Source organism: Cellulomonas sp. plas2, from assembly GCF_057221735.1.
Genome location: NZ_CM170155.1, coordinates 2990243 through 3015146, shown reverse-complemented (window position 1 = coordinate 3015146; position 24904 = coordinate 2990243). Strand labels below are relative to the sequence as shown.

The window sequence follows — 24904 nt, the reverse complement described above, 5'->3', positions numbered from 1 at the left end:
CTCAGCAGGGTCGCCGCCGGCCGCCGTGGACCCGAGGAACCCCCGGACGAGTGACGGGCCGTGGGTGAAGTCCGCCGCTGCCGCTGCCGAAGGAGACGGGGAGCCACCACACGACAACGGCAAACCCGTCGCGAGGCGGGGACGCAAAGCCGAGGGACCCCCGTGGTCAGCCTGGCTACCGAACGAGATGGAGCACCGGTGATCCGCACCCGACCGTCCTCGACCGCGCCCGCGGGCACCCCCGCCCGGCACCCGGTCAGCCTCATCGGCACCACGACGCTCGCGCTGGCGCTCGTCGCCGGCGCCGTCGCCCCCGTCCACGCCGCCGCACCCGTCCCCGCAGCGTCGGTGCTGCCGGCGGCCACGACGCCCGTGACGCTGGTGGTCGACAGCTTCGCCCGCACCCTCACCGGTGGCTGGGGCTCCGCGACGACCGGTGGCTCGTGGGTGAGCTGCGGCGGTGACGTCGCCTACGCGGTGTCCGGCGGGACGGGCCGGCAGACGGTCCGCCCCGGCGCCACGGCGGCCTCCGTCCTGGGCAGCGCCGCAGCCGTGACGGACGCCGACACGCGTGTGACGGTGGCGCTCGACCGTCCTGCCGGGTCCGGGCCCGCCGCGTACGCCTCGGTGCTGGGGCGCAGCGTCGCCGGTGCCGGCGACTACCGCGCCCGGGTCGTCGTCACCTGGTCCGGCGCGCTGCAGCTGCAGCTCAGCCGGTCGGCGACGGCGCTGCGCACGGTCGACGTGCCCGGTGTCGCCTACGCCCCCGGGGCGAAGCTCGTGGTGCGGCTGCAGGTGACCGGCACCGCGCCGACCACCCTGCGCGCGAAGGTGTGGGCGGCGGGCTCGGCCGAGCCGGGCGCGTGGACCGTGACGGCGCAGGACGCGACGGCAGGGCTGCAGACCGCCGGCCGGGTGGGCCTGAGCACCTACGTGGCCGGGTCCTCGGCCAAGGAGCTCGTGGCGAGCTGGTCCGGGCTGACGTCCGCGTCGGTCGTCGCGCCCAACGTGGCGCCGACCGCCGCCTTCACGCCGTCGGTGCGCGACCTGGCCGTGGCGGTCGACGGCAGCGCGTCCGCCGACGTCGACGGGACGATCTCGAGCTGGTCCTGGTCCTTCGGCGACGGCGCCACCTCGACCGGCCCGACGGGGACGCACACCTATGCCACCGGCGGCACGTACCCGGTGACCCTCACCGTCGTGGACGACGACGGGGCCACCGCGCAGGTGCGCCGCGACGTCGTCGTGGTCGCACCCAACGTCGCCCCCACGGCCTCCTTCACCGCGGTCGCCAAGGACCTCGGCGTCACCCTCGACGCCGGCGGTTCGCGCGACGCCGACGGGTCCCTCGCCTCCTACGCCTGGACCTTCGGCGACGGGTCGACCGGCACCGGTGCGACCCCGCAGCACGCCTACGCGTCCGCCGGGACCTACACCGTCGGCCTGACGGTGACCGACGACCGCGGGGCCACCGCCCGCGCGACCCGCACCGTCACGGTGACCAAGCCGGCCGGGACGCGCGTCGCGGCGCTGCAGCCCTTCGCGAGCACGGCCTTCTGGAACACCTCCATCGGCTCCGGCGCGGTCTTCGAGTCCGCCGCGGACACGCGGACCCGCATGTTCCTGTCGGGCACGCCGGTCATCAACTCCACGCGCTGGTCGATCGCCGTGTTCCGTGCGAAGGCGACGGACCCGCTCGCGACCGTCACGAACCTCAAGGACGGCAAGGTCTACCAGGTCCGGATCCCGGCTGGCACCGCGCCCACCTACGGCACCGACAAGCACGTCGGCGTCATCGACCCCGACGGGCTGTGGGGCTGGGAGTTCTACAAGATGACGCAGACCGGTCCCCTGACGTGGACCACGACGCGGGTCGTGCGCACGGATCTGACCGGCGACGGCATGAAGGACGGGTCCCGGGCCTCGAGCATCTCCTTCTACGGCGGGCTCATCCGCAAGGAGGAGCTGCGCTCCCTGTCGATCCGGCACACGCTCGCCGTCGGCATCCCCAACGAGATGCTGAAGATGGGTCCGGTGTGGCCGGCTCGCACGCAGGACGGCGACGCGTCGCTGTACTACAGCGGCCAGATCCCCATGGGGACGATGCTCGCGATCCCCGGGACGGTGGACGTCACGAAGCTCGGGCTGACGCCCGAGGGCCTGGCGCTGGCGCGTGCGCTGCAGGACTACGGCGCCCACGTGCTCATCCGGTCCTCGACGATCGCGCTCTACGGCGAGGCGGCGGTCGACCCGGCGCAGGCCGCGAACCTCAGCACGGACTGGCGCAAGCTGTACCCGCTCATGCGCGTGCTGACGAACAACACCGCCGACGACGTCTCCGGCGGGGGGACGCGCCGGGTCGCGCCGCTGCCGGACCTCGACCTCACGCCCTGACGACGTCCTGACCCACCCACCCGTGCCGTTCGCGCGGCGCCGGCCCCGCGGCCGGTCGGGTGACGACCACGCCCGTGCCGGCGGCCCCCGAGGGGTCGCCGGTACGGGCGTTCCCGCTCCCGGGTGATATCGCGCACGGCGACGGGTGAAGTGCGTCCACAGCCCCGGGAGACGCGCAGGACCCGCGACTACTGTGTCCGAAATGCCGCTGAGGAGCGGTGCGAGCGGAACGTACCGCTGCACACCTCAGCCGGGCAAGGACCAGACCAGGGAACGGAGGCGTGTCGTGCGCTCGTCGATCACACGCCAGCGCGCCGTCCTCCTGGTGGCCGGCCTCCTGCTCGTCGCCGGGGTCGTGCTCGTGGCCGTGCTCGCCGGCCGCGGCGGCGGGCCCGTCGCCGCTCCCACCGGCGGCACCGGTGCCACGACGAGCGCGACGGCGACGGCGACGGAGTCGCCCGAGCCCTCGGCGTCGCCCACGGCGTCGGCCACGCCCACCCCGGCGCCCCAGGCGTCCGTGCCGGCCGAGACCCCGGGCGCCGGCGCCAGCGCCGCGCCGGGTGCGGCCGCGCCGTTGGACCTCGCCCCGGCCGAGGCGGCCGTCGTCGACGACGTCCGCGAGATCGAGAGCAGCGCGCAGCACACGGATCCCGTCGCGCCCGGTACGGCGGTCGCCCCGGTCGAGGGCGTGCAGGTCGTCGTCGACTCGGCCGACCGCGTCGAGGCGACGGCGCGCGGCCCGGGGGAGGTCGCCGGGCCGGCGCTGGCGGTGACCCTGACGGTCACCAACGCGACCGCTTCCGCTGTCGTCCTCGACGACGTCGTGCTCAACCTCTACGGCGCCGACGGCGTCCCGGGCAGCCAGAACCTGGGCGACGACCGCTCCGCGCCCCTCGGGGGGGAGCTCGCGCCCGGCGCCTCGGCCACGGGGACGTACGTGCTCACCCTCCCGCAGGTCACCGGGGACTCCTACGTGCTGTCCGTCTCCGTCACGCCCACCTCACCCGTCGTGCTCGTCGTCATCACCCCGGAAGCAGGCTGACCATGTCCTCCTCCCTCGTCGGCAGCGCGCCGGCCCGGCTCGGAGCGGCTCTCCTCGCCCTCGTCCTCGCGGCCGTCGGCCTCGTGGCGCTCGACGTCCCGGCCGCACGTGCGGCGGTGCCCACGGCCGTCCCCGCCTCCGCGGGCGACACGGTCAGCGCGGACGCGCTGCCCACCGTGCAGACCAACGGGATCGTCTGGGCACAGGTCGTCGTCGGGAACACCGTCTACGTCACGGGGAACTTCACGAGCGCGCGCCCGGCCGGCTCGCCCGCGGGCACGAACGAGGTGCCGCGCACGCGGCTCCTGGCGTACGACATCCGGACCGGCGAGCTCATCACGAGCTGGGCGCCCTCCATCAACGCCGTGGGCCGGGCCATCGCCGCGTCGCCCGACGGCCGCACCATCTACGTCGGCGGCGACTTCACGCAGGCCGGGACGACGAACCGGACGCGGCTGGCCGCCTTCAACGCGACGACGGGCGCCCTGGTGAACTCGTGGGCGCCGGCGCCCAACGCGCCGGTGCGCAGCATCACGGCGACGGCGACCACCGTGTACTTCGGCGGGAACTTCACCTCCGTGGGCGGGACCAGCCGGCCCCGCGTGGCCGCGACCAACGCGAGCGACGGCAGGCTCACCTCCTTCTACGTCTCCGCCCAGTCGGCACAGGTCGAGTCGGTCCGCCTCACGCCGGACGGCACGAAGCTCGTCATCGCGGGCCGATTCTCCAAGCTGAACGAGGTGGCCAACCCGGGCGTCGGCTGGGTCGACGCCACGACGGGCAAGGTCCTGCCGTTCCCCGCCAACAAGCGCGTCGTCAACTACGGATACTCGGCGGCCATCTACAGCCTGACGGTGACGGGCCGCTACATCATCGGCTCCGGCTTCGGGTTCCTCAGTGCCAACGACGGCAGCGTCGCCAATCTCGAGGGCCTGTTCGCCGCGGACGTGACCACCGGCGAGCTGGTGTGGGTCGAGGACTGCAAGGGCGACACGTACTCGTCGTTCGCCTCACCGGACGGGAACGTCTACCTCGCCGGGCACCCGCACAACTGCGCGAACGCGAACGCCTTCTACGAGACCTCGCAGCGCTCCTGGAAGTACGGCCTGTCGTTCTCCCAGGACGCCGCCTTCCTGACGAAGAAGACCTCGACGGCGGACCCGGACTGGGGCGGCACCCCCGCGCCCGCGATCCGCAACTGGTTCCCGACGTTCACCTCGGGCACCTGGTCCGGCCAGAGCCAGGCCGGCTGGAGCGTCACCGGCAACGCGGACTACGTGGTCTACGGCGGGGAGTTCCCGTCGGTGAACGGCACCGGGCAGGCCGGGCTCGTGCGCTTCGCGCGCAAGACCATCGCTCCGAACGCTAGGGGCCCGCAGCTGTCCGGCATCACGCCATCCGTGGTCTCCCGCGCCCGCGGCTCCGTGTCGCTGTCCTGGCCGGCCGCGTGGGACCAGGACGACAAGACGCTCACGTACCGGGTGATCCGCGACAACGTGGTGGTCGGCACCGTGCAGCACTCCGCGTTCTACTGGGACCGGGGCCGCGTCTCCTACGTCGACACCGGTCTGGCCGACGCGCGCACGTACGGCTACAAGATCCAGGTCGTCGACTCCGGCGGCAGCACCTTCACCTCCGGTGTCGTGACCGCGACGACCGTCCCCTCGACGACGGCCGCGCTCAGCCCGTACAGCGCCGAGGTCCTCGGGGACAACCCGTCGCACTACTGGCGCCTGGGTGACTCCGGTGGGAACCAGAACAACTGGACCGGGAACTACAACCCGGTCACCCAGAGCGGTGCGGCGTCGACCGACGGTGCCGTCGTGGGCAGCTCCGACGGGGCGCTGCGGTTCGCCGGCACCTCGTCCTCCATCGCGCGCTCCACGCAGACGGAGACCGCCACGGACACCGTCTCGGTCGAGGCGTGGTTCCGGACGAGCACTACTTCCGGAGGCAAGATCGTCGGGTTCGGCCGCAACGCGTCGACGCCCAGCACCTCCTACGACCGGATGATCTGGATGGGCGACGACGGCCGCGTCTCGTGGGGCGTCTTCCCGCAGGAGACCAAGGTCCTCACGTCCCCGGGCGCCCTCAACGACGACCGCTGGCACCACGTCGTCGGCACGCTCGGCCAGGACGGCCAGCACCTGTACGTCGACGGCGTCCTCGTCGGGTCCGACACCGGCACCGTGACGGCGCAGGTCCCGACTGGCGGCTTCGTGGGGTACTGGCGGATCGGCGGCGACACGCTCGCTGCGCCGTGGGCCCCGCTGCCGAGCTCCGAGTACTTCGCCGGTGCCATCGACGAGGTCGCGGCGTACAACAAGCAGCTGACCGCCCTCGAGGTGGCCCGGCACCAGTCGTTCGGCACCACGGGCAAGGCCCCGGTCCTGCCGCCGACCGCGTCCTTCACCGCCTCGACGTCCAAGCTCACGGTGAGCACGGACGGCACGGCCTCGACGGACCGGGACGGCTCGGTCGCGGACTGGACGTGGAGCTGGGGCGACGGCACGACGAGCACCGGCGCGACCGCGACGCACACGTACGCGAAGCCCGGTACGTACGGCGTCACGCTCACCGTGACGGACGACGGCGGCGCCGTCGGCACGTCGCAGCAGGACGTGACGGTCGCCCTGGCCGCACCGACGGCGGTCATGACGACCACGACGAACAAGCTCACGGTGACGGCCGACGGCTCGGGCTCCACCGACACCGACGGCACCGTCACGGACTGGCGCTGGGCCTGGGGCGACGGCGCGACCGGTGAGGGGGCCACGGCCACGCACACCTACACCTCGCCCGGCACCTACACCGTCGCGCTGACCGCGACGGACTCGGACGGGCAGACCGCGACGACCTCCGCCAGCGTGACGGTCGGGCTCGCCGCACCGGTGGCCTCCTTCACGTCCTCGGTGTCGGGCCTGACGGTCGCCCTCGACGGCTCCGGGTCCACCGACGCGGACGGCACCGTCCGTGACCACGCGTGGACGTTCGGCGACGGCGCGACCGCGACGGGCCGCACCGTCTCGCACACCTTCGCGAAGCCGGGCACCTACGACGTGACGCTCACCGTCACGGACGACGACGGCGTCACCGGCACGCGGACGGCGCAGGTCGAGATCGGTGCGCCGGTGACCACGGTCGTGGGGGCGGACGCGTTCGAGCGGACCGTGACGAGCGGCCTCGGCACGGCGGACACCGGCGGTGCCTGGACGACGACCTCGGGCGTCGCCTCGGTCTCCGGTGGCGCCGGACGGCTGGCGCTGGCGACGAAGAGCTCCGCCGCCAGCGGCCGGCTCCCCGGCGCCTCGGGCACCGACCTGGTGACCAGCGCGACCTTCGCCCTCGACAAGCGAGCGAACGGCTCGGGCACCTACCTGATGGTGCGCGGACGCATCGCCGACAACGGCGACGCCTACCGGCTGAAGATCACGGTCGGCAGCGCCGGCACCGTCACGGCCCAGCTCGCCAAGGGGGTCGGCAGCACCGAGACCGCCCTGGGGTCTGCGGTCACGGTCCCCGGCACCCTGGCCGCCGGCGCGGGGCTGCGGGCGACCCTGTCGGTCACCGGGTCCGGCCCGAGCTCCGTGCAGGGCAAGGTCTGGCTGGCCGCGCAAGCCGAGCCGACGGCGTGGACGGTGCAGGCGACCGACTCGACCCCGTCGCTGCAGGGGACCGGGCACGCGGGCGTGTACGCCGCCCTGTCCTCCTCCACGACGAACGGTCCGGTCGTGGTGGCGCTCGACGACGTGCAGGTGACGAACACCGCCGCGGTCGCGGCGGTGGCGCCGGTCGCCGCGTTCACGGCGAGCACCGCGAAGCTCACGGCGAGCGTCGACGGCAGCTCGTCGACGGACAGCGACGGCACGGTCCGGAGCTGGGCGTGGACGTGGGGCGACGGGGCGACGAGCACGGGTACCACCGCGTCGCACACCTACCGCAGCGCCGGCACCTACCCCGTGACCCTCACGGTCACGGACGACTGGGGGCTCACCTCGACGACCACGCGCCAGGTCACCGTGGCGCTCGCGCCGCCCGAGGCGGTCCTCACGACGACGACGGACCGCCTGGCCGTGACGGCCGACGGCACGGGGTCGTCGGACCCGGACGGGAGCATCGCCTCGTACGCCTGGTCCTGGGGTGACGGCAGCACGGGGACCGGCTCGACGGCGACGCACACGTACGCCTCCGCCGGCACGTACGACGTGACGCTGACCGTCACGGACGACGACGGGATGACCGCCTCCACCACCCGGTCGGTCGCGGTCACGGCGGTGCCCACGGTGGCCGTGCTCGGGGCCGACGCGTTCGAGCGGAGCGTCGCCAGCGGCTTCGGCACGGCCGAGACCGGTGGCGCCTGGGTGACGACGGCCAACGTGACCAGCGTCGCCGGCGGCGCGGGTCGGCTGTCGCTCGCGACGAAGAGCTCGGCCGCGGGGGCCCGTCTGCCCGGCGCCGCCGGGACCGACCTCGTGACCACCGCGTCGTTCACGGTCGACAAGCGGGCGAACGGGTCCGGGAGCTACTTCCTGGTGCGCGGCCGCATCGCCGCCAACGACGACGCCTACCGGCTCAAGCTGAACGTCAGCAGCGGCGGCACCGTGACCGCGTTCCTCGTGCGGTCGGTGAGCGGCGTCGAGACCGCGGTGAGCAGCACCGCCACGGTCCCGGGCACCCTCGCGGCGGGTCAGAAGCTCTGGGCGACGATGGCGGTCACGGGCACCAGCCCGACCACGCTGCAGGCGCGCATCTGGCTCGACGGCCAGACGCAGCCGACGGGGTGGACGCTGACGGCCACCGACAGCCAGCCCTCGCTGCAGACCAGCGGTCACATCGGCTTCTACGCGCAGCTGTCCTCCTCGACGACGAACGGGCCGGTCGTGGTCGCGCTCGACGACGTCCGGGTGACCGACCGCACGGAGTGAGGCGGTGGCGCCCGGACAGCGGGTGCCCGTGCACGAGCGAGGCGGCGAGGACGCGGCCCGTCCCGGGACCCGGGGCGGGCCGCGGCGCACGGGGACCGTCCCCGGCGCGGGGACGGGAGCGCGGTGCGAGCAGGGCGACGGACGGATCGAGGGACGGGGCGACGCCCTGGGTCCCCGGTGACGGGCGCGACGTCGACGGGATCGGCCACGCGCATCGTGGTGGTCCACCCCTCCGACGAGCTCTACGGCGCGGACCGCGTGCTCGTCGAGGCCGTCTCGGTGCTGGAGGAGGCGGGCGGCGGACCGTCCCGCGGGGCCGAGGTGCGGGTCCTGCTGCCCCGGGACGTGACCTACCCGGAGCAGCGGCTGACGAACGAGCTGCGCCGGAGGGACGTGCCCGTCCGGACGACCGACGTGCCCGTGCTGCGCCGGGACTACCTGCACCCGCGGGCGCTGCCCGCGCTCCTGGTGCGGACGGCACGTGGCTTCGTCGAGCTGCGCCGGGAGCGGCCCGACGTCGTGTACCTGAGCACCTCGGCAGCCCTCCTCGTGGCCCCGCTGGCGCGGCTGCTGCACGCCCACGTCGTCGTGCACGTCCACGAGACCTGGTCGCGCCAGGAGCGGGTGCTGCTCGGACCCCTGCTCCGGCTGTGCCACACGGTGGTCGCCGTGAGCGACGCCGTCGCGTCGGGGCTGCCCCTGCCGGGGACCCGGGTGACTGTCGTGCACAACGGCTTCGACGTGCCGCGCGCGGACGACCGGCGCGCGGCCGCGCTCCGGGACCGCGTCGGCGCGGGGCCCGACGACCTCGTCGTGCTCGTCGCCAGCCGGTGGAACGCGTGGAAGGGGCACGAGCTGCTGCTCGAGGCCTGGGGGCGCGCCGGCCGCGAGGACGCCCACCTGGTCGTCCTCGGAGCGCCCCCGCCCTCGGGGCAGCGCGTCGACGTCGCGGCGCTCGCGGGCACGCTGCCCGACCCCGGCCGGGTCCACGTGGTCGGCGAGAGCACGGAGGTGCCCGCCTGGGTCCTGGCGGCCGACGTCGTCGCGGTCCCCAGCACGCGGCCGGACCCGCTGCCCACCATCGCCATCGAGGCGGCCGCCCTCGGCCGCGCGGTCCTGGCCGCCGACAGCGGAGGGCTGCCCGACATCGTCGAGGACGGCGTGACCGGCTCGCTCGTGCCGACAGGGGACGTCGACGCGTGGACCGACGCGCTGCGTGCGCTCGACCGGTCGCGCGCCCGGGAGCAGGGGACGGCCGCCGCCCGACGCTTCCGCTCCCTCTTCACCCGTGACGCGTTCCGGGAGCGCCTCGCCGCCGCCCTCGCCGTCGGGACCCCGACCGGGGCGACGACCGGAGGATGATGTGACGTCCACGCCCGCCAGCACACACGACCGACCGGGGGACCCCGTGCCGACCTCGCCGACCGCCGCGCCCACCGACGCGCGCACCGCAGCGCCCACGGGCACGCGGGCCGCCCGCTACCGCGAGGGCGTGCGCACGCTCGCCGGCCTGCAGAAGACGTCCAAGGGCGCGCCGGCGTACTCCCGGTACGTCAACCGGTGGCTGGGCCGGCGCCTCGCGGCGGCCGCGCACGTCGTGGGGCTCACCCCGAACGCGGTGACGGGGCTGTCCGCCCTGTGCTCGTTCGCGGCGATCGCCGCCGTCGCCCTCGTCCGCCCGACGCCCGTGGTGGCCGTGCTCGTCGCGCTGGGCCTCGTCGTGGGGTACGCGCTGGACTCCGCGGACGGGCAGCTCGCCCGGCTGACCGGGACCGGGTCGCCGGCGGGGGAGTGGCTCGACCACGTGGTCGACGTGGTGAAGACCGCGACGATGCACCTGGCCGTGGCCGTCTCGCTGCACCGGTTCACGGACCTCGGCGACGCGTGGCTGCTCGTGCCGCTCGCCTGGTCCGTGGTCGCCGTCGTGTCCTTCTTCGCCATGACGCTGACGGACCAGCTGCGGCGTGCGGCGCGCGGGCGGTCGGGCCAGTTCATGGCGAAGGACGGCAGCTCCAGCCTGCTGTACTCCCTGGCGGTCTCGCCGACGGACTACGGCCTGCTGTGCCTCGTCTTCGTCACGCTGGCGTGGACGAGCACGTTCCTGGCGCTGTACGGGCTCCTGCTGGTGGCCTGCGCGGGGTTCCTCGCCCTGGCGCTGCCCAAGTGGTACCGCGAGATCCGCCGGACGGGCGCCGCGGGCGAGGCTTGAGCCCGCTCAGTCCGCCCGGGCGACCGGCCCCGTCGGCGCGTCGAGCGCCGCGAGGGCCCGGCGCAGGACCGTGCTGGACGTGCTCACCGTGTACGGGAAGTACACGACCTCGACGCCGACCTCGGCGAAGCGACGCTCGAGCTCGAGGCCCTTCGGCGTCCCGCGCCAGTCGTCGCCCTTGAGGAAGACGTCGAAGGGCCGGCGCTGCCAGGTCACGAGCTTGTCGGGCTGGTCCTCGATGAAGACCTCGTCGACGTAGGAGATGTGCCGCACGATCTCGGCGCGCTCCGCGGTCGGGATGACCGGGCGGCGGCCCTTCGCCAGCTCGAGCTGCTCGTCGTCGACGACGCCGGCCACGAGGTAGTCGCAGTGGGCGCGGGCGTGCCGGAGGATGTTGAGGTGCCCGATGTGGAACAGGTCCCAGGCGCCGGGCGCGTAGCCGACCTTCACGTCGTTCCTCCAGGCGGTGCGGTCCGAGCCGCGACGGGAGGGGCGGGGACCAGGTGAGCGGGTTCGGGGTCGGACGCTACCCGCGGGGGCCCCGGCGACGGAGGGCCCGTAGCGGGTGGAATCGTCCGTCCGGCGGGTGACGTCGGCCACGGCTCACCCCTGCGGGTCCTGCTCGGCGTCCCCCTGCGTCCACCCGGGTGAAAACACCCAGAGGCCCCCCGGCGGTGCGGGGCGCAGGACTAGTCTCACCGCATCCCGCGACCGGGTCGTCGCACCGCTGCCGGCCGCGTGCACCGCGCCCGGACCCCCGCGGTCCGCCCGTCAGCCCCCGCCCTGCCGAGGAGACCCACGTGACCCCCACCACCCGGACCGCGGGACCTGACGGGTCGGGTGAGCGCCGCCCGCGGCGCGTGGACCGGCTCATCGTGCACCAGACCGACCTCGCCCGCCCGGTCCCGGGCGGCATCGACACGTGCATCCGCGGCCTGCTGCGGTACGCGCCGCGCCCGACCACCTTCGCCGTGGTCGGCGTCGACGCGGGAGGGCAGGTCCCGGGCCGGCGACTGGGCCGGTGGGAGCGCCACCGCGCGGGCGATAACACGGTGTGGTTCCTGCCCGTGGCGCGGTTCGACCCGGCGGACCAGGTCCGCCGGGTCCCGCACGCGCTGCGGCTCGTCGCCGGGCTCGTCCGGCACCTCCCGGCGCTCCCGGCCTCCGGGCTCGTGCAGGCGCACCGCGTCGACGTCGCCGCGGCCGTGCACCTGCTCTTCCGCCGCCCGCTGGCCTACTTCGTGCACACGCAGGAGCACGGGCTGACCGGCTCGACGTCGGACTCCTTCTGGCGCGGCGCGGCAGGGCTGCACGCCCGCATCGAGCACTGGCTCATCCGCACGGCGGCCAGCACCACCGTCTTCAACCCGGACTTCGCGGCGACGGCGGCCCGCATCAACCCGGCGGCCCGGTTCTCGCCGACCTGGTACGACCCGCAGGTGGTGCGTTTCGAGCCCGCCCCCGAGCACCCGTACCGCGTGGTGTGGGTCGGCCGCGTCGAGGAGCCGAAGGACCCGTTGCTCGCGGTGTCGGCGCTGGCCGAGCTGGTCGCTGCCGAGCCGACCGCGCCATGGACGCTGGACCTCGTCGGCTCCGGGTCCCTGCTGCCGCAGGTCGAGGCGGCGGTGGCGGCCCTGCCCGCCGGCACCCGGGAGCGCGTCCGGCTGCGCGGCCGGCTGTCGCCGCAGGAGGTCGCCGACACCATGGCCGGCTCGGGCGTCTTCCTCATGACGTCGCACCCCGGGTACGAGGGGTTCCCGCGCGTCCTGCTCGAGGCGATGGCCTCCGGGCTGCCCGCCGTCGTGACGCTCGGCGCCGACACGGGGCAGCTCGTCGTCGACGGGCGCAACGGGTTCACGATCACCGACCGCTCGGCGAGCGGGCTCGCCGTCGCCCTCGCCAAGTCCCGGGGGCTCGAGCGCGTGGACGTCCGTGCCTCCGTCGACCACTACGGCGCACCCGCCGTCGTCTCCGCCGTGCTCGGGGGTGCCGCATGAGCCCGGCGACCCGCGACGGCGCGCCGACGGCGGCGCCCCCCGAAGCCCCCGCGACACCCCGGGCGGTCGTGCCCACGAGCAGGAGGTCGTCATGAAGGCGCTCGTCACCGGTGCGGCCGGGTTCGTCGGCAGCACGCTGTCCGGCAGGCTGCTCGCCGACGGCTGGTCCGTCGTGGGCGTGGACGCCCTGACGCCGTACTACGACCCCGCGCTCAAGCTCGAGAACCTCGACGCGCTCACGGGCGACTTCATGTTGCACAAGGCCCGGTTGCAGGACCTCGACCTCGAGGAGCTGCTCGCGGACGTCGACGTCGTGTTCCACCAGGCCGGCCAGCCGGGCGTGCGCGCGTCCTGGGGGCAGGAGTTCTCCGTGTACACGGAGCACAACATCGAGGCGACGCAGCAGCTCCTCGAGGCGGCGCGATCGGCCCCGCGGCTGCGACGGCTCGTGTACGCCTCGTCGTCCTCGGTGTACGGGGATGCGCAGCGGTACCCGACCGTCGAGACGGACCGGCCGGCGCCGGTCAGCCCGTACGGCGTGACGAAGCTGGCCGGTGAGCACCTGTGCTCGCTCTACGCGGTGAACTTCGGCGTCCCGACGGTCTCGCTGCGCTACTTCACGGTCTACGGACCCCGGCAGCGGCCGGACATGGCGTTCACGCGCTTCCTGACGGCGGCGCGCACCGGGGGCTCCCTGCGCCTGTACGGCACCGGCGAGCAGATCCGGGACTTCACGTTCGTCGAGGACGTCGTCAGCGCGAACGTGCTCGCCGCGACGCAGGACGTGCCGGCCGGCACGGTCCTCAACATCGCCGGCGGGACGAACGTGTCGGTCCTCGACGTCTTCGACATCATCCGCGAGGTCTCGGGCCGGCCGCTCGCCATCGACCGGTTCCCGAAGTCCGACGGGGACGTCTTCCGGACGGGCGGCGACGCGACGCGCGCGAGGGAGCTGCTCGGCTGGGTCCCGCAGGTGGGGATCGAGGAGGGCCTGCGTCGACAGTGGGAGTGGGTCGAGGCGCGCCGTGCCTGAGGTCGCGTGCGTCATCCCGACGCACGACCGCGACGAGATGCTCGCCGACGCGGTGACCAGCGCCGCGACCCAGACCCGGCCGCCGGACCGGATCGTCGTCAGTGACGACACGGGTGCGGACCGGTGCCGTGCCCTGGTGGCCTCCTGGGAGGGGCGCTGGCCGGTGCCGGTGGTCTGGGTCGATGCCTCCGGCGCGGGCGCCGGCACCGCCGGCGCGTCGCGCAACGCCGGTGCTGCTGCCGTGCCGGCCGGTCCCGACCAGGTCCTGGCGTTCCTCGACGACGACGACGTCTGGTCGCCCGAGTACCTCGAGCGGGTGGTCGGCCTGCTCGAGCAGGAGGGCACGGACGTGGTCGTCGCCTGGACGGCGGCCGACCGCCCCGGTTTCGAGATGGCCCGGATGGTGCCCGGGCTCCGGGCCGCCGACGTCGTCGCCCGCAACCCCGGCTTCGTCGGGTCCAACTTCGTCATCCGTCGCGCCGCCTTCGACGGCATCGGCGGCTTCGACCCGGCCCTCCCGGTCTCGAACGACAAGGACCTGCTGGTCCGCGCCTTGCTGGGCGGGCTGACGTACGCGGTCGTTCCCGAGGTGCTGGTGACGAACCGGGTGCACGGCGACGGGCAGCTCACGGACAAGACCGAGCGCCGCGCCGCCGCGGTTCGGCGCTACCGCGACAAGCACCGGGCCCTTCTGTCCGGCGCCGACCGTCGCCACCTCGCGGCCCAGATCGCCTCGATCCGTCGGGTCAGCGCGCCGACCCGGTCGGTCCGCCTGCTCGAGACGGCCCGGCTCGCCGCCCTGCGCGGGACGGCTCTCGTCGAGACCGAGGTGCGCGCCCGGCGAGCGGAGCATCGCCGCGCGGAGGACGACGGCACGCGCTAGGGGAGCCGGCGCGACCGCTCGCGCGGCGGTCACGCACCCTGTGGGGCAGAGCGCCATCCACGATGTGGGAACCGCACGATCCATGAGCACGTGATGTAGGCCACATCACGAGGTGGTCACGACGAGGCGACGGCGAGGTGACGACCGGCGTCGCCGCGAGGCCGCATCGCTGCCGTCGGCGCATCCGCCGCGGCGACGCCGGGCCTTCCACCTGCACCGATACGAGATCTGCTTCGTCCGGTCGTAGCAGGGAAGCGGTGTCTGCACCACTGCTGACAGAGAACTTCACCCGGTCCGTCCGTCTGCTGGACGCGACGATCCTGTGACCGCAGTCACGTCGGCCCCGACGAGGAGCGCCCTAGGGTCTCTCGCGCCCGCCCCCCTGGGCCCCCGTCCGGTGCGCCGGCCGGGTCCGTCCGTCGTCGTGCCCCCCGTCTCGTCCTCTCCGGCGGGAGGGCCAAGGAGGTCACCGTGCCCCGTCGTCCCCTCGTCGCCCGCGGCATCGCCGTCGCCGCCCTCGTCGTCACGCTCGTCGGGACCGGCGGAGCCGCCGCCGTGCAGGCCGCCGCCCCGGCCGCCGCGACCACGGCCGCCCTGCCGGCCTCGACGACCGCGCTGCGCAACCCCGGGACGCACCCGTTCGCGTCCAGCGCCGTGTGGAACACCTCGATGGGGTCGGGGGCGAAGTTCGAGTCCTCCACCTCGACGCGCACCGCGCAGATCCTGTCCGGCGTGCCCGTCGTCAACTCCTCCCGCTGGTCCATCGCCGTCTTCCGGGCCAAGAGCACGGATCCGACGCAGAAGGTCACCAACACCAAGACCGGTGCCGTGTACTGGCTCAAGATGCCCAGCGGCACGGCCCCGACCTACGGCACGGACAAGCACGTGGCGATCGTGGACGTGAACGGGTACACCGGCTGGGAGTTCTACAAGATGACGAAGGTGGCCACGAACACGTGGACCACCACGCGGGTCGTCAAGACCGACCTGCGCGTCAACGGCATGGCGGACGGCGCGCGCGCCTCGGGCGTGTCCATCTTCGCCGGGCTCATCCGTGCCGACGAGCTGCGTGCCCGGTCGATCCGGCACACGCTCGCGCTCGGGATCCCCGACAGCATGCTCAAGTACGGGCAGGTGTGGCCGGCGCGGACCCAGGACTCCAGCGCGGCGACGACCTACTCGGGCAGCGTCCCCATGGGGACGATGGTCGCGATCCCACCGTCGGTCGACGTCACCAAGCTCGGCCTGACCGCGGACGGGCTGGCGCTGGCCAGGGCGCTGCAGAACTACGGCGCGCACGTGCTCATCCGGTCCAGCACGGTCGCGCTCTACTGCGAGGCGGCGTGCGACCCGACGCAGGCGTCGAACATCCACAACGACTTCAAGAAGATCATCAAGCAGGTGCGGGTCGTCACGAACAACACGCCGACCACGATCTCGGGCGGCGGCACCCGTCGCGTCGCCACGCTGCCGGGCCTGGCCTCCTGACCACCGCCCGTCGCGTGCAGGCGCGGAGGTGATGCCGGTACGTGCTGGCGCTGGCGGTGTACACGCTGGCGCTCGCGGCCCTGCACCGGGTGCCGCCGGCGGTGGTCCTCACGGGCCTCGCCGTGCTGGCGGCCGCGACGCACGTGCTCGACGGCCTCGACGGCGCGACCGGCGAGGCGCAGTGGGTGGAGATCCCGCGGCTGGCGTTCTTCTTCGCCGTCGGCGTCTACGGCGCACCGCTGCTGCGGCGCGCGGCCGGCCGCGTCACGTGGCCCGCCGTCGCGGTCACGGTGGTGGCCGCCCTCGCCGCGCACGTCGTGTCGGGACGGCTGCCCGGGCCGGTCGCCGCGGTCCTCTTCCCCGTGCGGGGGCTCGTCTTCCTCGTCGCGGCCGTCGCCGCCGTGGCGTGGCTGTGCCGGTGGGCGCCGGCGGCGACCGCCGGTGCGTGGCTCGGGCGGCGGACGCTGGGCGTCTACGCCCTGCACCCGCTGCTCATCGCGGTCCTGCTGGTGCTGCAGCGCGGGCCGCTGCAGGACGCGGCCGGGGCGCTCGCGCGCTCGGGTGCCGGGGCGCTGCTGCTCCCGCTGGTGGTGACGGCCGTCCTCGTGGTGATCGCGGTCGCCCTGCAGTCGCTCGCCGAGCGCACACCGGCGCGGGTGCTCTTCGCGATGCCGCCTGCGCTCCGCCGCGCCGTCGCCGGGTGCCCGCCGGTCTGATCCCGCGCTGCCCCTCGGCTCCCCACCCGCCGCGACGAGCCCGCGGGTGAGCAGCGACACGTCGCCCCCAGGTCCCGTCCAGCGCGCTCCCAGGACACGCAGCCCACCGGGGTCGACGCGCGCCCGCCCCGGAGGCGTCCATGCAGGCCGACCCGACAGCTCCCGTCACCGCACCCGCGGACCCCGCCGCCGGCCCGACGGCACCGCGTCCGCGGCTCGCCTGGGTCGACGCCGCCCGCGGCTGGTGCGTGGTGGCCGTGGTGCTCTTCCACGTGATCGCCTGGAGCGCCCGTCGGCTGCCCGTCGCGGGCCTGCCGGCCGGCGTGTGGGACGACGTCAACATGGTCCTGGGCAACCTGCGCATGCCGGTCCTGCTGGCCATTTCCGGTCTCGTCCTGTCGCGCGCGGTGCGGGCGGGCGCCTCCCGGGCCGGCACGGTGACGCGCGCGGCGGGCTCGTACTACCTCTACCTGGTGTGGGTGGCCGTCTACGTGCTGTTCTACCTGCTCGTCCGCGAGCCGACGCTGCCGCACCGCCTCGACCTGGCCGACCTGCCGGCCGAGCTCGTCGTGCCGACGACGCCCCTCTGGTACGTCCTGGCGCTCGCGGTCTACGTCCTCGTGCTCCCGGCCCTCCAGCGCGTGCCGGCCCCGGTCGTGCTCACCGCGCTCGTCGTGCTCTCCACCGGGTCCCAGGTCCTCGACCGGCTCGACGGCCGGCTGGGGGAGCCCCTCGGCCTCAAGGTGCCGAGCCTGTTCCTCTTCTTCGCCCTCGGCGTGCACGCCGCGCCGCACCTGCGCCGGCTGGCGGAGCGCTCGACGCTGCCCGTCGTCGTGGCCGGCGGGGTGCTGTCGCTCGGCCTCATGGAGGCGGGGCGCTTCGTGCCGGCCGCGTGGGGTGCCGCGCTGTACGACCTGCGCGGCGTGGTGTTCCTCGTCTTCTCCCTGACCGCCGTCGTGTGGGCGTGCCGCTGGGCCCCCGTGCGGGAGCTCGGGCAGTGGCTGGGGCGGCGGACGCTGGGCGTCTACGTGCTGCACCCGCTGCTCATCGCGCTGCTGCTGGTGCTGCAGCTCGGTCCGCTGTCCGGCGCGTTCGCGGCGGTCGTCCGCACCCCGCTGGGCGGCGCGCTCTACCCGCTCGTGGTGACGGCCGTGCTCGTCGCCACGGCGATCGGGCTGCAGCACCTCGCCGAGCGCACGCCGGCGCGCGTCCTGTTCGCCGTGCCGGCCGGCCTGCGGGCGCGTGTGGCCGGCACGGCGCGGCAGCCGGCGGTCGTCCCCGCCGCCTGAGCCGACCGAACCGCCTCAGCCCCGGGTCCGCACCGCCCCGGCCAGCGCCGCGACGGCCGGCTCGAGCAGGGCGTCGGCGCGCTCGCGCGCCTCCTCGACCTCCGCGCCCAGGTCCGTCCCCGCCAGCCGCACGACGAGCGGCGCCGGGTCGGCCACCTGCCGCAGGTCGACGGAGTGCCGCCACCCGATGTCGCGCAGCAGCGGGTCGAACTTGCGGGAGTACGCGAGCGGCAGGGCCGGCGTGCCGGTGGACAGCGCGTTGAGGCACGCGTGCATCCGGGACCCGACGACGAGGCGTGCCGACGCCGTGGCCTCCCGCACGTCCTCCAGCGACGTGGGCACGACCACCTCGGCGTCGCCCAGCTCGGCCGCCACGGCCTGCACGGCGGGGACGTCGTTGTCCGACAGCGGGCTGTCGAGGACGTGCGCCAGCAGGCCGACCGTCCGGCCCTCCGCCCGCAGGCCGCGCGCCACCGCCAGGATCGTGCGCCGGTAGGCCTCGTGGTCCACGTGCGGGTTCGGCGCCCACAGCAGGCCGGACACGTTGAGCAGCACGTCGCGCGTGCGCTCGACGACCGGGCGCGGCAGCGCGAACACCACGTCCGTGGTGAGCACGTCGACCGGGTGGCCCAGGCCGTCGGCGTACGCGGCGCTGATGGAGTCGCGCGCCATGACGACGGCCGCCCGGCGCAGCGACCACGCCCCGACCGCCCGGGACCAGCGGCTGCGGAAGGGCCCGATGGTCTGCGGGCCCAGCACCAGCGGCACGCCCGACTCCGTCACGAGCTCGGCCAGCGTGCTCATCGTGTGCAGGCGGTGCTTGCCGTAGATGTCGGCGAAGCTGTCGCCGGCTCGGGTGTCCACCGCCAGGTCGAACCCCGCCAGCCACCGCCGCAGCTCCGAGCCGGGCTTCGCCTGGCCCTTCAGCACCGCGCGCCAGTCGTCGACCGGCACGGGCGCCGGGCCGTCGCCCCACGCGAGGTGCACGACCTCCGCCCCGGGCAGGGCCCGCTCGACGAGGGCCGCCGTGCCGTGGGCCAGCGCGCGCACGCCCAGGTTCGTCGACCGGTCGTCGGCCCAGAGGGTGAGGACGCGCATGCCAGGGTTCCCGTCTGCTCGGGGACGGGCGCGCGGAGAGGCGGCGCACCCGGGGACGGCGCCGACTCTAGGGGCGTCCCCCGGGCCGGTGAGGCACCACGGACGGGTGACGCCGGGCGGGTGACGTGTCGGCTCCGTCACGTGGCGGCCGGTCCCTCCCCTGTGCCGGGTATGTTCCCGACGCCGGCGCCAAGCAGTGACGTCGTGCAGAGGGGACGGCCCATGAGCGTGCGCACCGAGGTGCACCCCCCGGGGGACCGGGAGGACGAGGACCGCCCGCACGGGGGACGCGACCGCGGCGTCGCCGTCGTCGTCGTCAACTACGCGTCCTCGCGCCTGCTCGAGCAGCACCTGGCCGGCTCCGAGCTGGCCGCGGTGGCGGGCGCCGTGTACGTCGTCGACAACCGGACGACGTCCGCCGAGCGCGCCGGGCTGCGGGGCCTGGCCGCGCGCGAGGGCTGGCAGGTCCTCGAGATGGACGGCAACCCCGGGTTCGGCGCGGGCATGAACGCGGGCGTCCGCCGGGCGACCGCGGACGGCCACGACGTCTTCCTGCTGCTCAACCCCGACGCCTGGATGGGCGCCGCGGACCTCCACGCCCTCGAGCGGCGGGTCCGGGCCGACCCGATGGCGCTGCTCAGCCCGCGCATCGACAAGGCGGACGGGGACCTGTGGTTCGCCGGCGCCGACCTGGACCTGCGCACGGGCCACGCGACGATCGTCCGCGACGGTCGCACCCCGGCCGAGCCCTGGCTCGTCGGCACGGCCCTCGTCGTGCACCGGCGCCTGTGGGAGGCCGTCGGCGGGTACGACGACGACTACTTCCTCTACTGGGAGGACGTCGACCTGTGCTGGCGCGTGCGCCGCGCGGGCGGCACGGTCGCCGTGCTCGACGAGGCCCGCGCCGGGCACGCCGTCGGGGGCACGCAGCGGGGCGGCGCGTCGTCGTCGCCCGCGAAGTCCCCGACCTACTACTACTGGAACTGCCGCAACCGTCTGCTGTTCGCGACGCAGCACCTGTCCCGGCGCACCCGTCTGCGGTGGGCGCTGACGACGGGGTCCTATGCCGTCGAGGTGCTGCTGCGCGGCGGACGTCGCCAGCTCCTGCGCCCCTGGCGGCCGGTCTCGGCGGTCGTGCGCGGGACGCTGGCGGGCCTGGTGCTCGTCGCGCGGTCGCTGCGGCGCCCGGCGCGCGGCCCGGGGCCGGCGGGGCGGGTGCTGGCGGCGTCCGGGGCCGTGACGCCACCCGGGAGCGCGCCGCACGCCACGCCCGACCCCGCGCCCACTTCCGCGCCCGCCTCCGTGCCCGCCCCCGCGCGCGCCCGGCTGGACACCGCTCCGTAGACTGGGGACCCACCCCGTCCTCCTCCCGAGGCGGGGTGCGCGTGCTGCCCGGGCGGCGGTGCGCGACGTCCGCCGTGCCCCGCAGGAGCCCCCTTCATGAACCTCACCGGTCTGCTCGCCGCCCTGCTGGAGGACGGCGCCGCGACGGCCGCGCTCGAGCACGTGCGCGCCCGCGGCCAGGCGGACGTCGTCGGCCCGGCGGGCGTCCGCGCGCCGCTGCTCGCCGCGATGGCGGGCGCGCGCGCCGGCGCCGCCCCGGCGGACCGGGCGGCCGGCGGGCGGCCGCTCACGGTCGTGACCGCGACGGGCCGCGACGCCGACGAGCTCGCGGCCGCCCTGCGCTGCTACCTGCCGGACCACGACGTCGCGGTGCTGCCCGCGTGGGAGACCCTGCCGCACGAGCGGCTCAGCCCGCGCAGCGACACCGTCGCCCGTCGCCTGGGCGTCTTCCGCCGCCTCGCGCACCCGGGACCCGCGGGCACGCACACCGGCCCGGTCCGCGTGCTCGTCATGCCGGTGCGCGCGCTGCTGCAGCCCGTCGTGACGGGGCTGGGGGAGCTCGAGCCCGTGGAGGTGCGGCAGGGCGACACGGTGGACCTCGACGCGCTCGCGGGTCGCCTCGTCGACGCCGCCTACAGCCGCGTCGACATGGTCGAGCGACGCGGGGAGTTCGCCGTGCGCGGCGGCATCCTCGACGTGTTCCCCCCGACCGAGGACCACCCGCTGCGCGTGGAGCTGTGGGGCGACGAGGTGTCGGAGATCCGCTGGTTCTCCGTCGCCGACCAGCGCAGCCTCGAGGTCGCCGACCACGTGTGGGCGCCCCCGTGCCGGGAGATCCTCCTCACCGACGCCGTCCGCGCCCGGGCCCGCGCGCTCGTCGAGCAGCTCCCGGGCGCCACGGACATGCTCGACCGCCTCGCGGAGGGCATCGCCGTGGAGGGCATGGAGTCCCTCGCGCCGGTGCTCGTCGAGGGCATGGTCCCGGTGACCGAGCTCGTGGACCCCGAGTCCCTGCTCGTCCTCGTCGACCCCGAGCGGGTGCGCCGCCGCGCCCACGACCTCGTCGCCACCACGGAGGAGTTCCTCGCCGCCGCCTGGACCTCGGCCGCGGCGGGCGCCCGCACCCCGCTGGACCTGTCCGCGGCGTCGTTCCTCACCTTCGCCGACGTGCGCGAGCGCGCCGCCGCCCGCGGCCTGGGCTGGTGGACGCTCAGCCCGTTCACGCTCGAGGAGACCGACGACGAGGACGGCACGACGCTCGGCGGCGCGGGGCCGGTGGGCGGCGTGGACACGTACGTCGTCGCCGCGCGGGACGTCGAGCGGTACCGCGGCGAGGTCGAGCGGGCCGTCGACGACGTGCGCCGCCTGCAGCGCGACGGCTGGCGGCTCGTCCTCGCGACGGAGGGCCACGGGTCCGCCCAGCGCATGGTCGAGCAGCTCAACGCCTCGGAGGTGCCGGCGCGGCTGGTCCCGACCGTCGACGCGGAGCCCGAGGGCGGCATCGTCCTGGTGACGCCGGGCCTCGTCGGGCCGGGGTTCGTCGCGGAGGGCCTGCGCCTGGCCGTGTTCTCCGAGTCCGACCTCACGGGTCGCGGCGGGTCGACGACGAAGGACATGCGCCGCATGCCGAGCCGCCGGCGCAACGTCGTCGACCCGCTGCAGCTGCGTCCCGGCGACCTCGTCGTGCACGAGCAGCACGGCGTGGGCCGGTTCGTCGAGCTCGTGCAGCGGACCATCGGCGCGGGCGCCACCGCCACGACGCGCGAGTACCTCGTCATCGAGTACGCCTCCAGCAAGCGCGGGCAGCCCGGGGACCGGCTCTTCGTGCCGTCGGACGCGCTCGACCAGGTGACGAAGTACGTGGGCGGGGAGTCGCCGACGCTCAACAAGATGGGCGGCGCCGACTGGGCCAAGACGAAGGGCCGCGCGCGCAAGGCCGTCAAGGAGATCGCGGCCGAGCTCATCCGGCTGTACTCGGCGCGGATGGCGACGGAGGGGCACGCCTTCGGCCCCGACACCCCGTGGCAGCGCGAGCTCGAGGACGCGTTCGCCTACGTCGAGACGCCGGACCAGCTCGCGACGATCGACGAGGTCAAGGCCGACATGGAGAAGCCGGTCCCCATGGACCGGCTCGTCTGCGGCGACGTCGGCTACGGCAAGACGGAGATCGCCATCCGCGCGGCGTTCAAGGCCGTGCAGGACGGCAAGCAGGTGGCGGTCCTCGTGCCGACGACCCTGCTCGTCCAGCAGCACCTCGACACGTTCACCGAGCGGTACGCGCCGTTCCCGGTGACCGTCAAGGCGCTGTCGCGGTTCTCGACGCCCGCCGAGTCCGAGGCCGTCGTCGAGGGGCTGCGGGACGGCTCGGTGGACGTCGTCATCGGCACCCACCGGCTCATCACGGGCGGGGTGCGGTTCAAGGACCTGGGCCTGGTGATCATCGACGAGGAGCAGCGCTTCGGCGTCGAGCACAAGGAGACGCTCAAGGCGCTGCGGACCAACGTCGACGTGCTGTCGATGTCCGCCACCCCCATCCCGCGCACCCTGGAGATGGCCGTCACGGGCATCCGCGAGATGTCGACGCTGGCCACGCCGCCGGAGGAGCGTCACCCCGTGCTCACCTTCGTCGGGCCGTACGAGGAGAAGCAGATCGGCGCGGCCATCCGGCGCGAGCTCCTGCGCGAGGGCCAGGTCTTCTACGTGCACAACCGCGTGGAGTCGATCGAGCGGACCGCCGGGCGCCTGCAGGAGCTCGTCCCCGAGGCCCGCATCGCCGTCGCCCACGGCAAGATGGGCGAGCACCGGCTCGAGCAGGTCATCGCCGATTTCTGGGAGAAGAAGTTCGACGTCCTCGTCTGCACGACGATCGTCGAGACCGGTCTGGACATCTCCAACGCCAACACGCTCATCCTCGAGCGTGCCGACCGGCTGGGCCTGTCCCAGCTCCACCAGCTGCGCGGGCGCGTCGGCCGCGGGCGCGAGCGGGCCTACGCCTACTTCCTCTACCCGCCGGAGGTCCCGCTCACGGAGACCGCGCACGACCGGCTCCAGACGATGGCCGCCCACACCGACCTCGGCGCGGGCATCGCGATCGCCATGAAGGACCTCGAGATCCGCGGCGCGGGCAACCTGCTCGGCGGGGAGCAGTCCGGCCACATCGAGGGCGTCGGCTTCGACCTCTACATCCGCATGGTGGGGGAGGCCGTCGCGTCCTTCCGCGGCGACCAGCCCGAGGAGCTGCCGGACGTCACGCTCGAGCTGCCCGTCGACGCGCACATCCCGCACGACTACGTCGCCCACGAGCGGCTGCGCCTGGAGGCCTACCGCAAGATCGCGGTGGCCGCCGACGACGCGGCGCTCGCGGAGGTGCGGGCCGAGCTCGTCGACCGGTACGGCGCGGTCCCGACGGCGGTGGAGAACCTCTTCGCCGTCGCCGCGTTCCGCAACCACGTGCGCGGCGCGGGGCTGACGGACGTCACCGCGCAGGGCCGGATGATCCGGTTCGCGCCGGTGGAGCTGGCGGAGTCGGCGCAGCTGCGGCTCAAGCGGCTCTTCCCCGGCGCGGTGCTCAAGCCCGCCACGCGGACCGTGCTCGTGCCGTTCCCGATGACGGCCCGCATCGGCGGCAAGGCGCTGTCCGGCGGGGCGCTGCTGGAGTGGGCGCGCGCCTTCGTCGACGCGGTGGTCCGCGGGGACGTCTCCGCGGCGGCCGGGGTGGGCGTCGGGGCCGGGGCGCGCCGGTGACGGTGGGGGTCGGCGGTGCGCCCGGGGACGACCTGCCCGACGAGGCGCGCGTCGTGCGGGCGCTGGCCCGGGCGGTGGCCGTCATGGACCGCCTGCGCTCGCCGGGCGGCTGCCCCTGGGACGCGCAGCAGACGCACGCGTCGCTGCTGACCTACCTCGTCGAGGAGGCGCACGAGGTGGTCGAGGCCGTCGAGCGGCCGGGCGGCGTCGACCGCGCCGGGCTGCGCGAGGAGCTCGGCGACGTGCTGCTGCAGGTGCTCTTCCACGCGCGGATCGCGGCCGAGGACCCCGACGACCCCTTCGACGTCGGCGACGTCGCCGAGGGCCTGGCCGACAAGCTCGTCCGGCGGCACCCGCACGTGTTCGGCGGCGCCGACGGCTCCCCGGCCGAGCCGGGCCTCGGAGCCGACGGCGTGCTCGCGCGGTGGGACGACCTCAAGCGCGCCGAGAAGCCCGCGCGCGCCTCCGCGCTCGACGGGGTGCCCGGGTCCCTGGGCGCGCTGGCCCGGACGCAGAAGGTCGCCTCCCGGGCCCGCCGTGCCGGCCTGCTCGACGAGGGGCCGGACCGGACGCCCGTCGGCGCGGGCGTGGGCATCGACGTGGGGGAGCGGCTGCTGGCACTGGTCCTCGAGGCGGAGGCGACGGGCGTCGACGCCGAGGCCGCGCTGCGGGCCGCCGCCCGGACGTGGGAGGACGGCCTGCGGAGGCGCGAGGCGGCGCCCGCCGGACCCTAGGATGAGCG

The 24904-nt window shown here is 75.0% G+C and carries 16 protein-coding genes and 1 riboswitch; of the genes, 14 read left to right on the top strand and 2 right to left on the bottom strand.

The window, feature by feature from the left end; genetic code table 11:
• Positions 1 to 108: 108 nt before the first annotated feature.
• Positions 109 to 183: riboswitch (cyclic di-GMP riboswitch) on the top strand.
• Positions 184 to 198: 15 nt separating this feature from the next.
• The 5 genes from AC2TDM_RS13440 to AC2TDM_RS13420 all read left to right on the top strand — a co-directional run bounded on the left by AC2TDM_RS13440 (position 199) and on the right by AC2TDM_RS13420 (position 10570).
• Complete coding sequence (locus tag AC2TDM_RS13440; protein WP_484634950.1) at positions 199 to 2394, top strand: PKD domain-containing protein; 2196 nt, start codon at positions 199 to 201, stop codon at positions 2392 to 2394.
• A gap of 286 nt (positions 2395 to 2680) precedes the next feature.
• The gene (locus AC2TDM_RS13435) at positions 2681 to 3436 is read left to right on the top strand and encodes a hypothetical protein (RefSeq protein WP_484634949.1); all 756 of its coding nucleotides are present in this window, start codon (positions 2681 to 2683) and stop codon (positions 3434 to 3436) included.
• A gap of 2 nt (positions 3437 to 3438) precedes the next feature.
• On the top strand, positions 3439 to 8361 hold the full coding sequence (locus AC2TDM_RS13430) for a PKD domain-containing protein (RefSeq protein WP_484634948.1): 4923 nt from the start codon (positions 3439 to 3441) through the stop codon (positions 8359 to 8361).
• Positions 8362 to 8538: 177 nt separating this feature from the next.
• Complete coding sequence (locus tag AC2TDM_RS13425) at positions 8539 to 9723, top strand: glycosyltransferase family 4 protein (RefSeq protein WP_484634947.1); 1185 nt, start codon at positions 8539 to 8541, stop codon at positions 9721 to 9723.
• A 1-nt stretch (position 9724) separates the two neighbouring features.
• The gene (locus AC2TDM_RS13420) at positions 9725 to 10570 is read left to right on the top strand and encodes a CDP-alcohol phosphatidyltransferase family protein (RefSeq protein WP_484634946.1); all 846 of its coding nucleotides are present in this window, start codon (positions 9725 to 9727) and stop codon (positions 10568 to 10570) included.
• Positions 10571 to 10576: 6 nt separating this feature from the next.
• On the opposite strand, the gene AC2TDM_RS13415 is transcribed toward AC2TDM_RS13420, so the two are convergent.
• Positions 10577 to 11020, bottom strand: coding sequence for an FAD synthase family protein (locus AC2TDM_RS13415; RefSeq protein ID WP_484634945.1), 444 nt, complete (start codon positions 11018 to 11020; stop codon positions 10577 to 10579).
• A gap of 350 nt (positions 11021 to 11370) precedes the next feature.
• Between AC2TDM_RS13415 and AC2TDM_RS13410 the strand changes: the two genes are divergently transcribed.
• The 6 genes from AC2TDM_RS13410 to AC2TDM_RS13385 all read left to right on the top strand — a co-directional run bounded on the left by AC2TDM_RS13410 (position 11371) and on the right by AC2TDM_RS13385 (position 17976).
• Complete coding sequence (locus AC2TDM_RS13410; RefSeq protein WP_484634944.1) at positions 11371 to 12567, top strand: glycosyltransferase family 4 protein; 1197 nt, start codon at positions 11371 to 11373, stop codon at positions 12565 to 12567.
• A 91-nt stretch (positions 12568 to 12658) separates the two neighbouring features.
• Positions 12659 to 13600: an NAD-dependent epimerase/dehydratase family protein gene (locus AC2TDM_RS13405; protein ID WP_484634943.1), complete on the top strand. Its 942-nt coding sequence runs from the start codon at positions 12659 to 12661 to the stop codon at positions 13598 to 13600.
• Positions 13593 to 14483: a glycosyltransferase family 2 protein gene (locus tag AC2TDM_RS13400; RefSeq protein WP_484634942.1), complete on the top strand. Its 891-nt coding sequence runs from the start codon at positions 13593 to 13595 to the stop codon at positions 14481 to 14483. Before AC2TDM_RS13405 ends, AC2TDM_RS13400 begins: the two co-directional genes overlap by 8 nt.
• A gap of 471 nt (positions 14484 to 14954) precedes the next feature.
• A complete protein-coding gene (locus tag AC2TDM_RS13395; protein WP_484634941.1) occupies positions 14955 to 15971 on the top strand; it encodes a hypothetical protein in 1017 nt (338 codons plus the stop codon).
• Positions 15972 to 16012: 41 nt separating this feature from the next.
• The gene (locus AC2TDM_RS13390; protein ID WP_484634940.1) at positions 16013 to 16687 is read left to right on the top strand and encodes an acyltransferase family protein; all 675 of its coding nucleotides are present in this window, start codon (positions 16013 to 16015) and stop codon (positions 16685 to 16687) included.
• 140 nt (positions 16688 to 16827) lie between these two features.
• A complete protein-coding gene (locus AC2TDM_RS13385) occupies positions 16828 to 17976 on the top strand; it encodes an acyltransferase family protein (RefSeq protein ID WP_484634939.1) in 1149 nt (382 codons plus the stop codon).
• A gap of 15 nt (positions 17977 to 17991) precedes the next feature.
• Here the strand turns inward: AC2TDM_RS13385 and AC2TDM_RS13380 are convergent, their stop codons facing one another.
• The gene (locus AC2TDM_RS13380) at positions 17992 to 19074 is read right to left on the bottom strand and encodes a polysaccharide pyruvyl transferase family protein (protein WP_484634938.1); all 1083 of its coding nucleotides are present in this window, start codon (positions 19072 to 19074) and stop codon (positions 17992 to 17994) included.
• 222 nt (positions 19075 to 19296) lie between these two features.
• Between AC2TDM_RS13380 and AC2TDM_RS13375 the strand changes: the two genes are divergently transcribed.
• The 3 genes from AC2TDM_RS13375 to AC2TDM_RS13365 all read left to right on the top strand — a co-directional run bounded on the left by AC2TDM_RS13375 (position 19297) and on the right by AC2TDM_RS13365 (position 24896).
• The gene (locus AC2TDM_RS13375) at positions 19297 to 20418 is read left to right on the top strand and encodes a glycosyltransferase (protein WP_139224321.1); all 1122 of its coding nucleotides are present in this window, start codon (positions 19297 to 19299) and stop codon (positions 20416 to 20418) included.
• Positions 20419 to 20514: 96 nt separating this feature from the next.
• A complete protein-coding gene (gene mfd / locus AC2TDM_RS13370; protein ID WP_090031474.1) occupies positions 20515 to 24162 on the top strand; it encodes a transcription-repair coupling factor in 3648 nt (1215 codons plus the stop codon).
• Positions 24159 to 24896, top strand: a complete 738-nt coding sequence (locus AC2TDM_RS13365) for a nucleoside triphosphate pyrophosphohydrolase (RefSeq protein ID WP_239078802.1) — start codon at positions 24159 to 24161, stop codon at positions 24894 to 24896. The genes mfd and AC2TDM_RS13365 overlap by 4 nt, the downstream gene beginning before the upstream one ends.
• Positions 24897 to 24904 lie beyond the last annotated feature (8 nt).

Coding starts and splice junctions, on each gene's coding strand:
- AC2TDM_RS13380 (WP_484634938.1), bottom strand. CDS start 19,074: ATGCGCGTCCTCACCCTCTGGGCCGACGACCGGTCGACGAACCTGGGC.
- mfd (WP_090031474.1), top strand. CDS start 20,515: ATGAACCTCACCGGTCTGCTCGCCGCCCTGCTGGAGGACGGCGCCGCG.
- AC2TDM_RS13375 (WP_139224321.1), top strand. CDS start 19,297: ATGAGCGTGCGCACCGAGGTGCACCCCCCGGGGGACCGGGAGGACGAG.
- AC2TDM_RS13405 (WP_484634943.1), top strand. CDS start 12,659: ATGAAGGCGCTCGTCACCGGTGCGGCCGGGTTCGTCGGCAGCACGCTG.
- AC2TDM_RS13430 (WP_484634948.1), top strand. CDS start 3,439: ATGTCCTCCTCCCTCGTCGGCAGCGCGCCGGCCCGGCTCGGAGCGGCT.
- AC2TDM_RS13385 (WP_484634939.1), top strand. CDS start 16,828: ATGCAGGCCGACCCGACAGCTCCCGTCACCGCACCCGCGGACCCCGCC.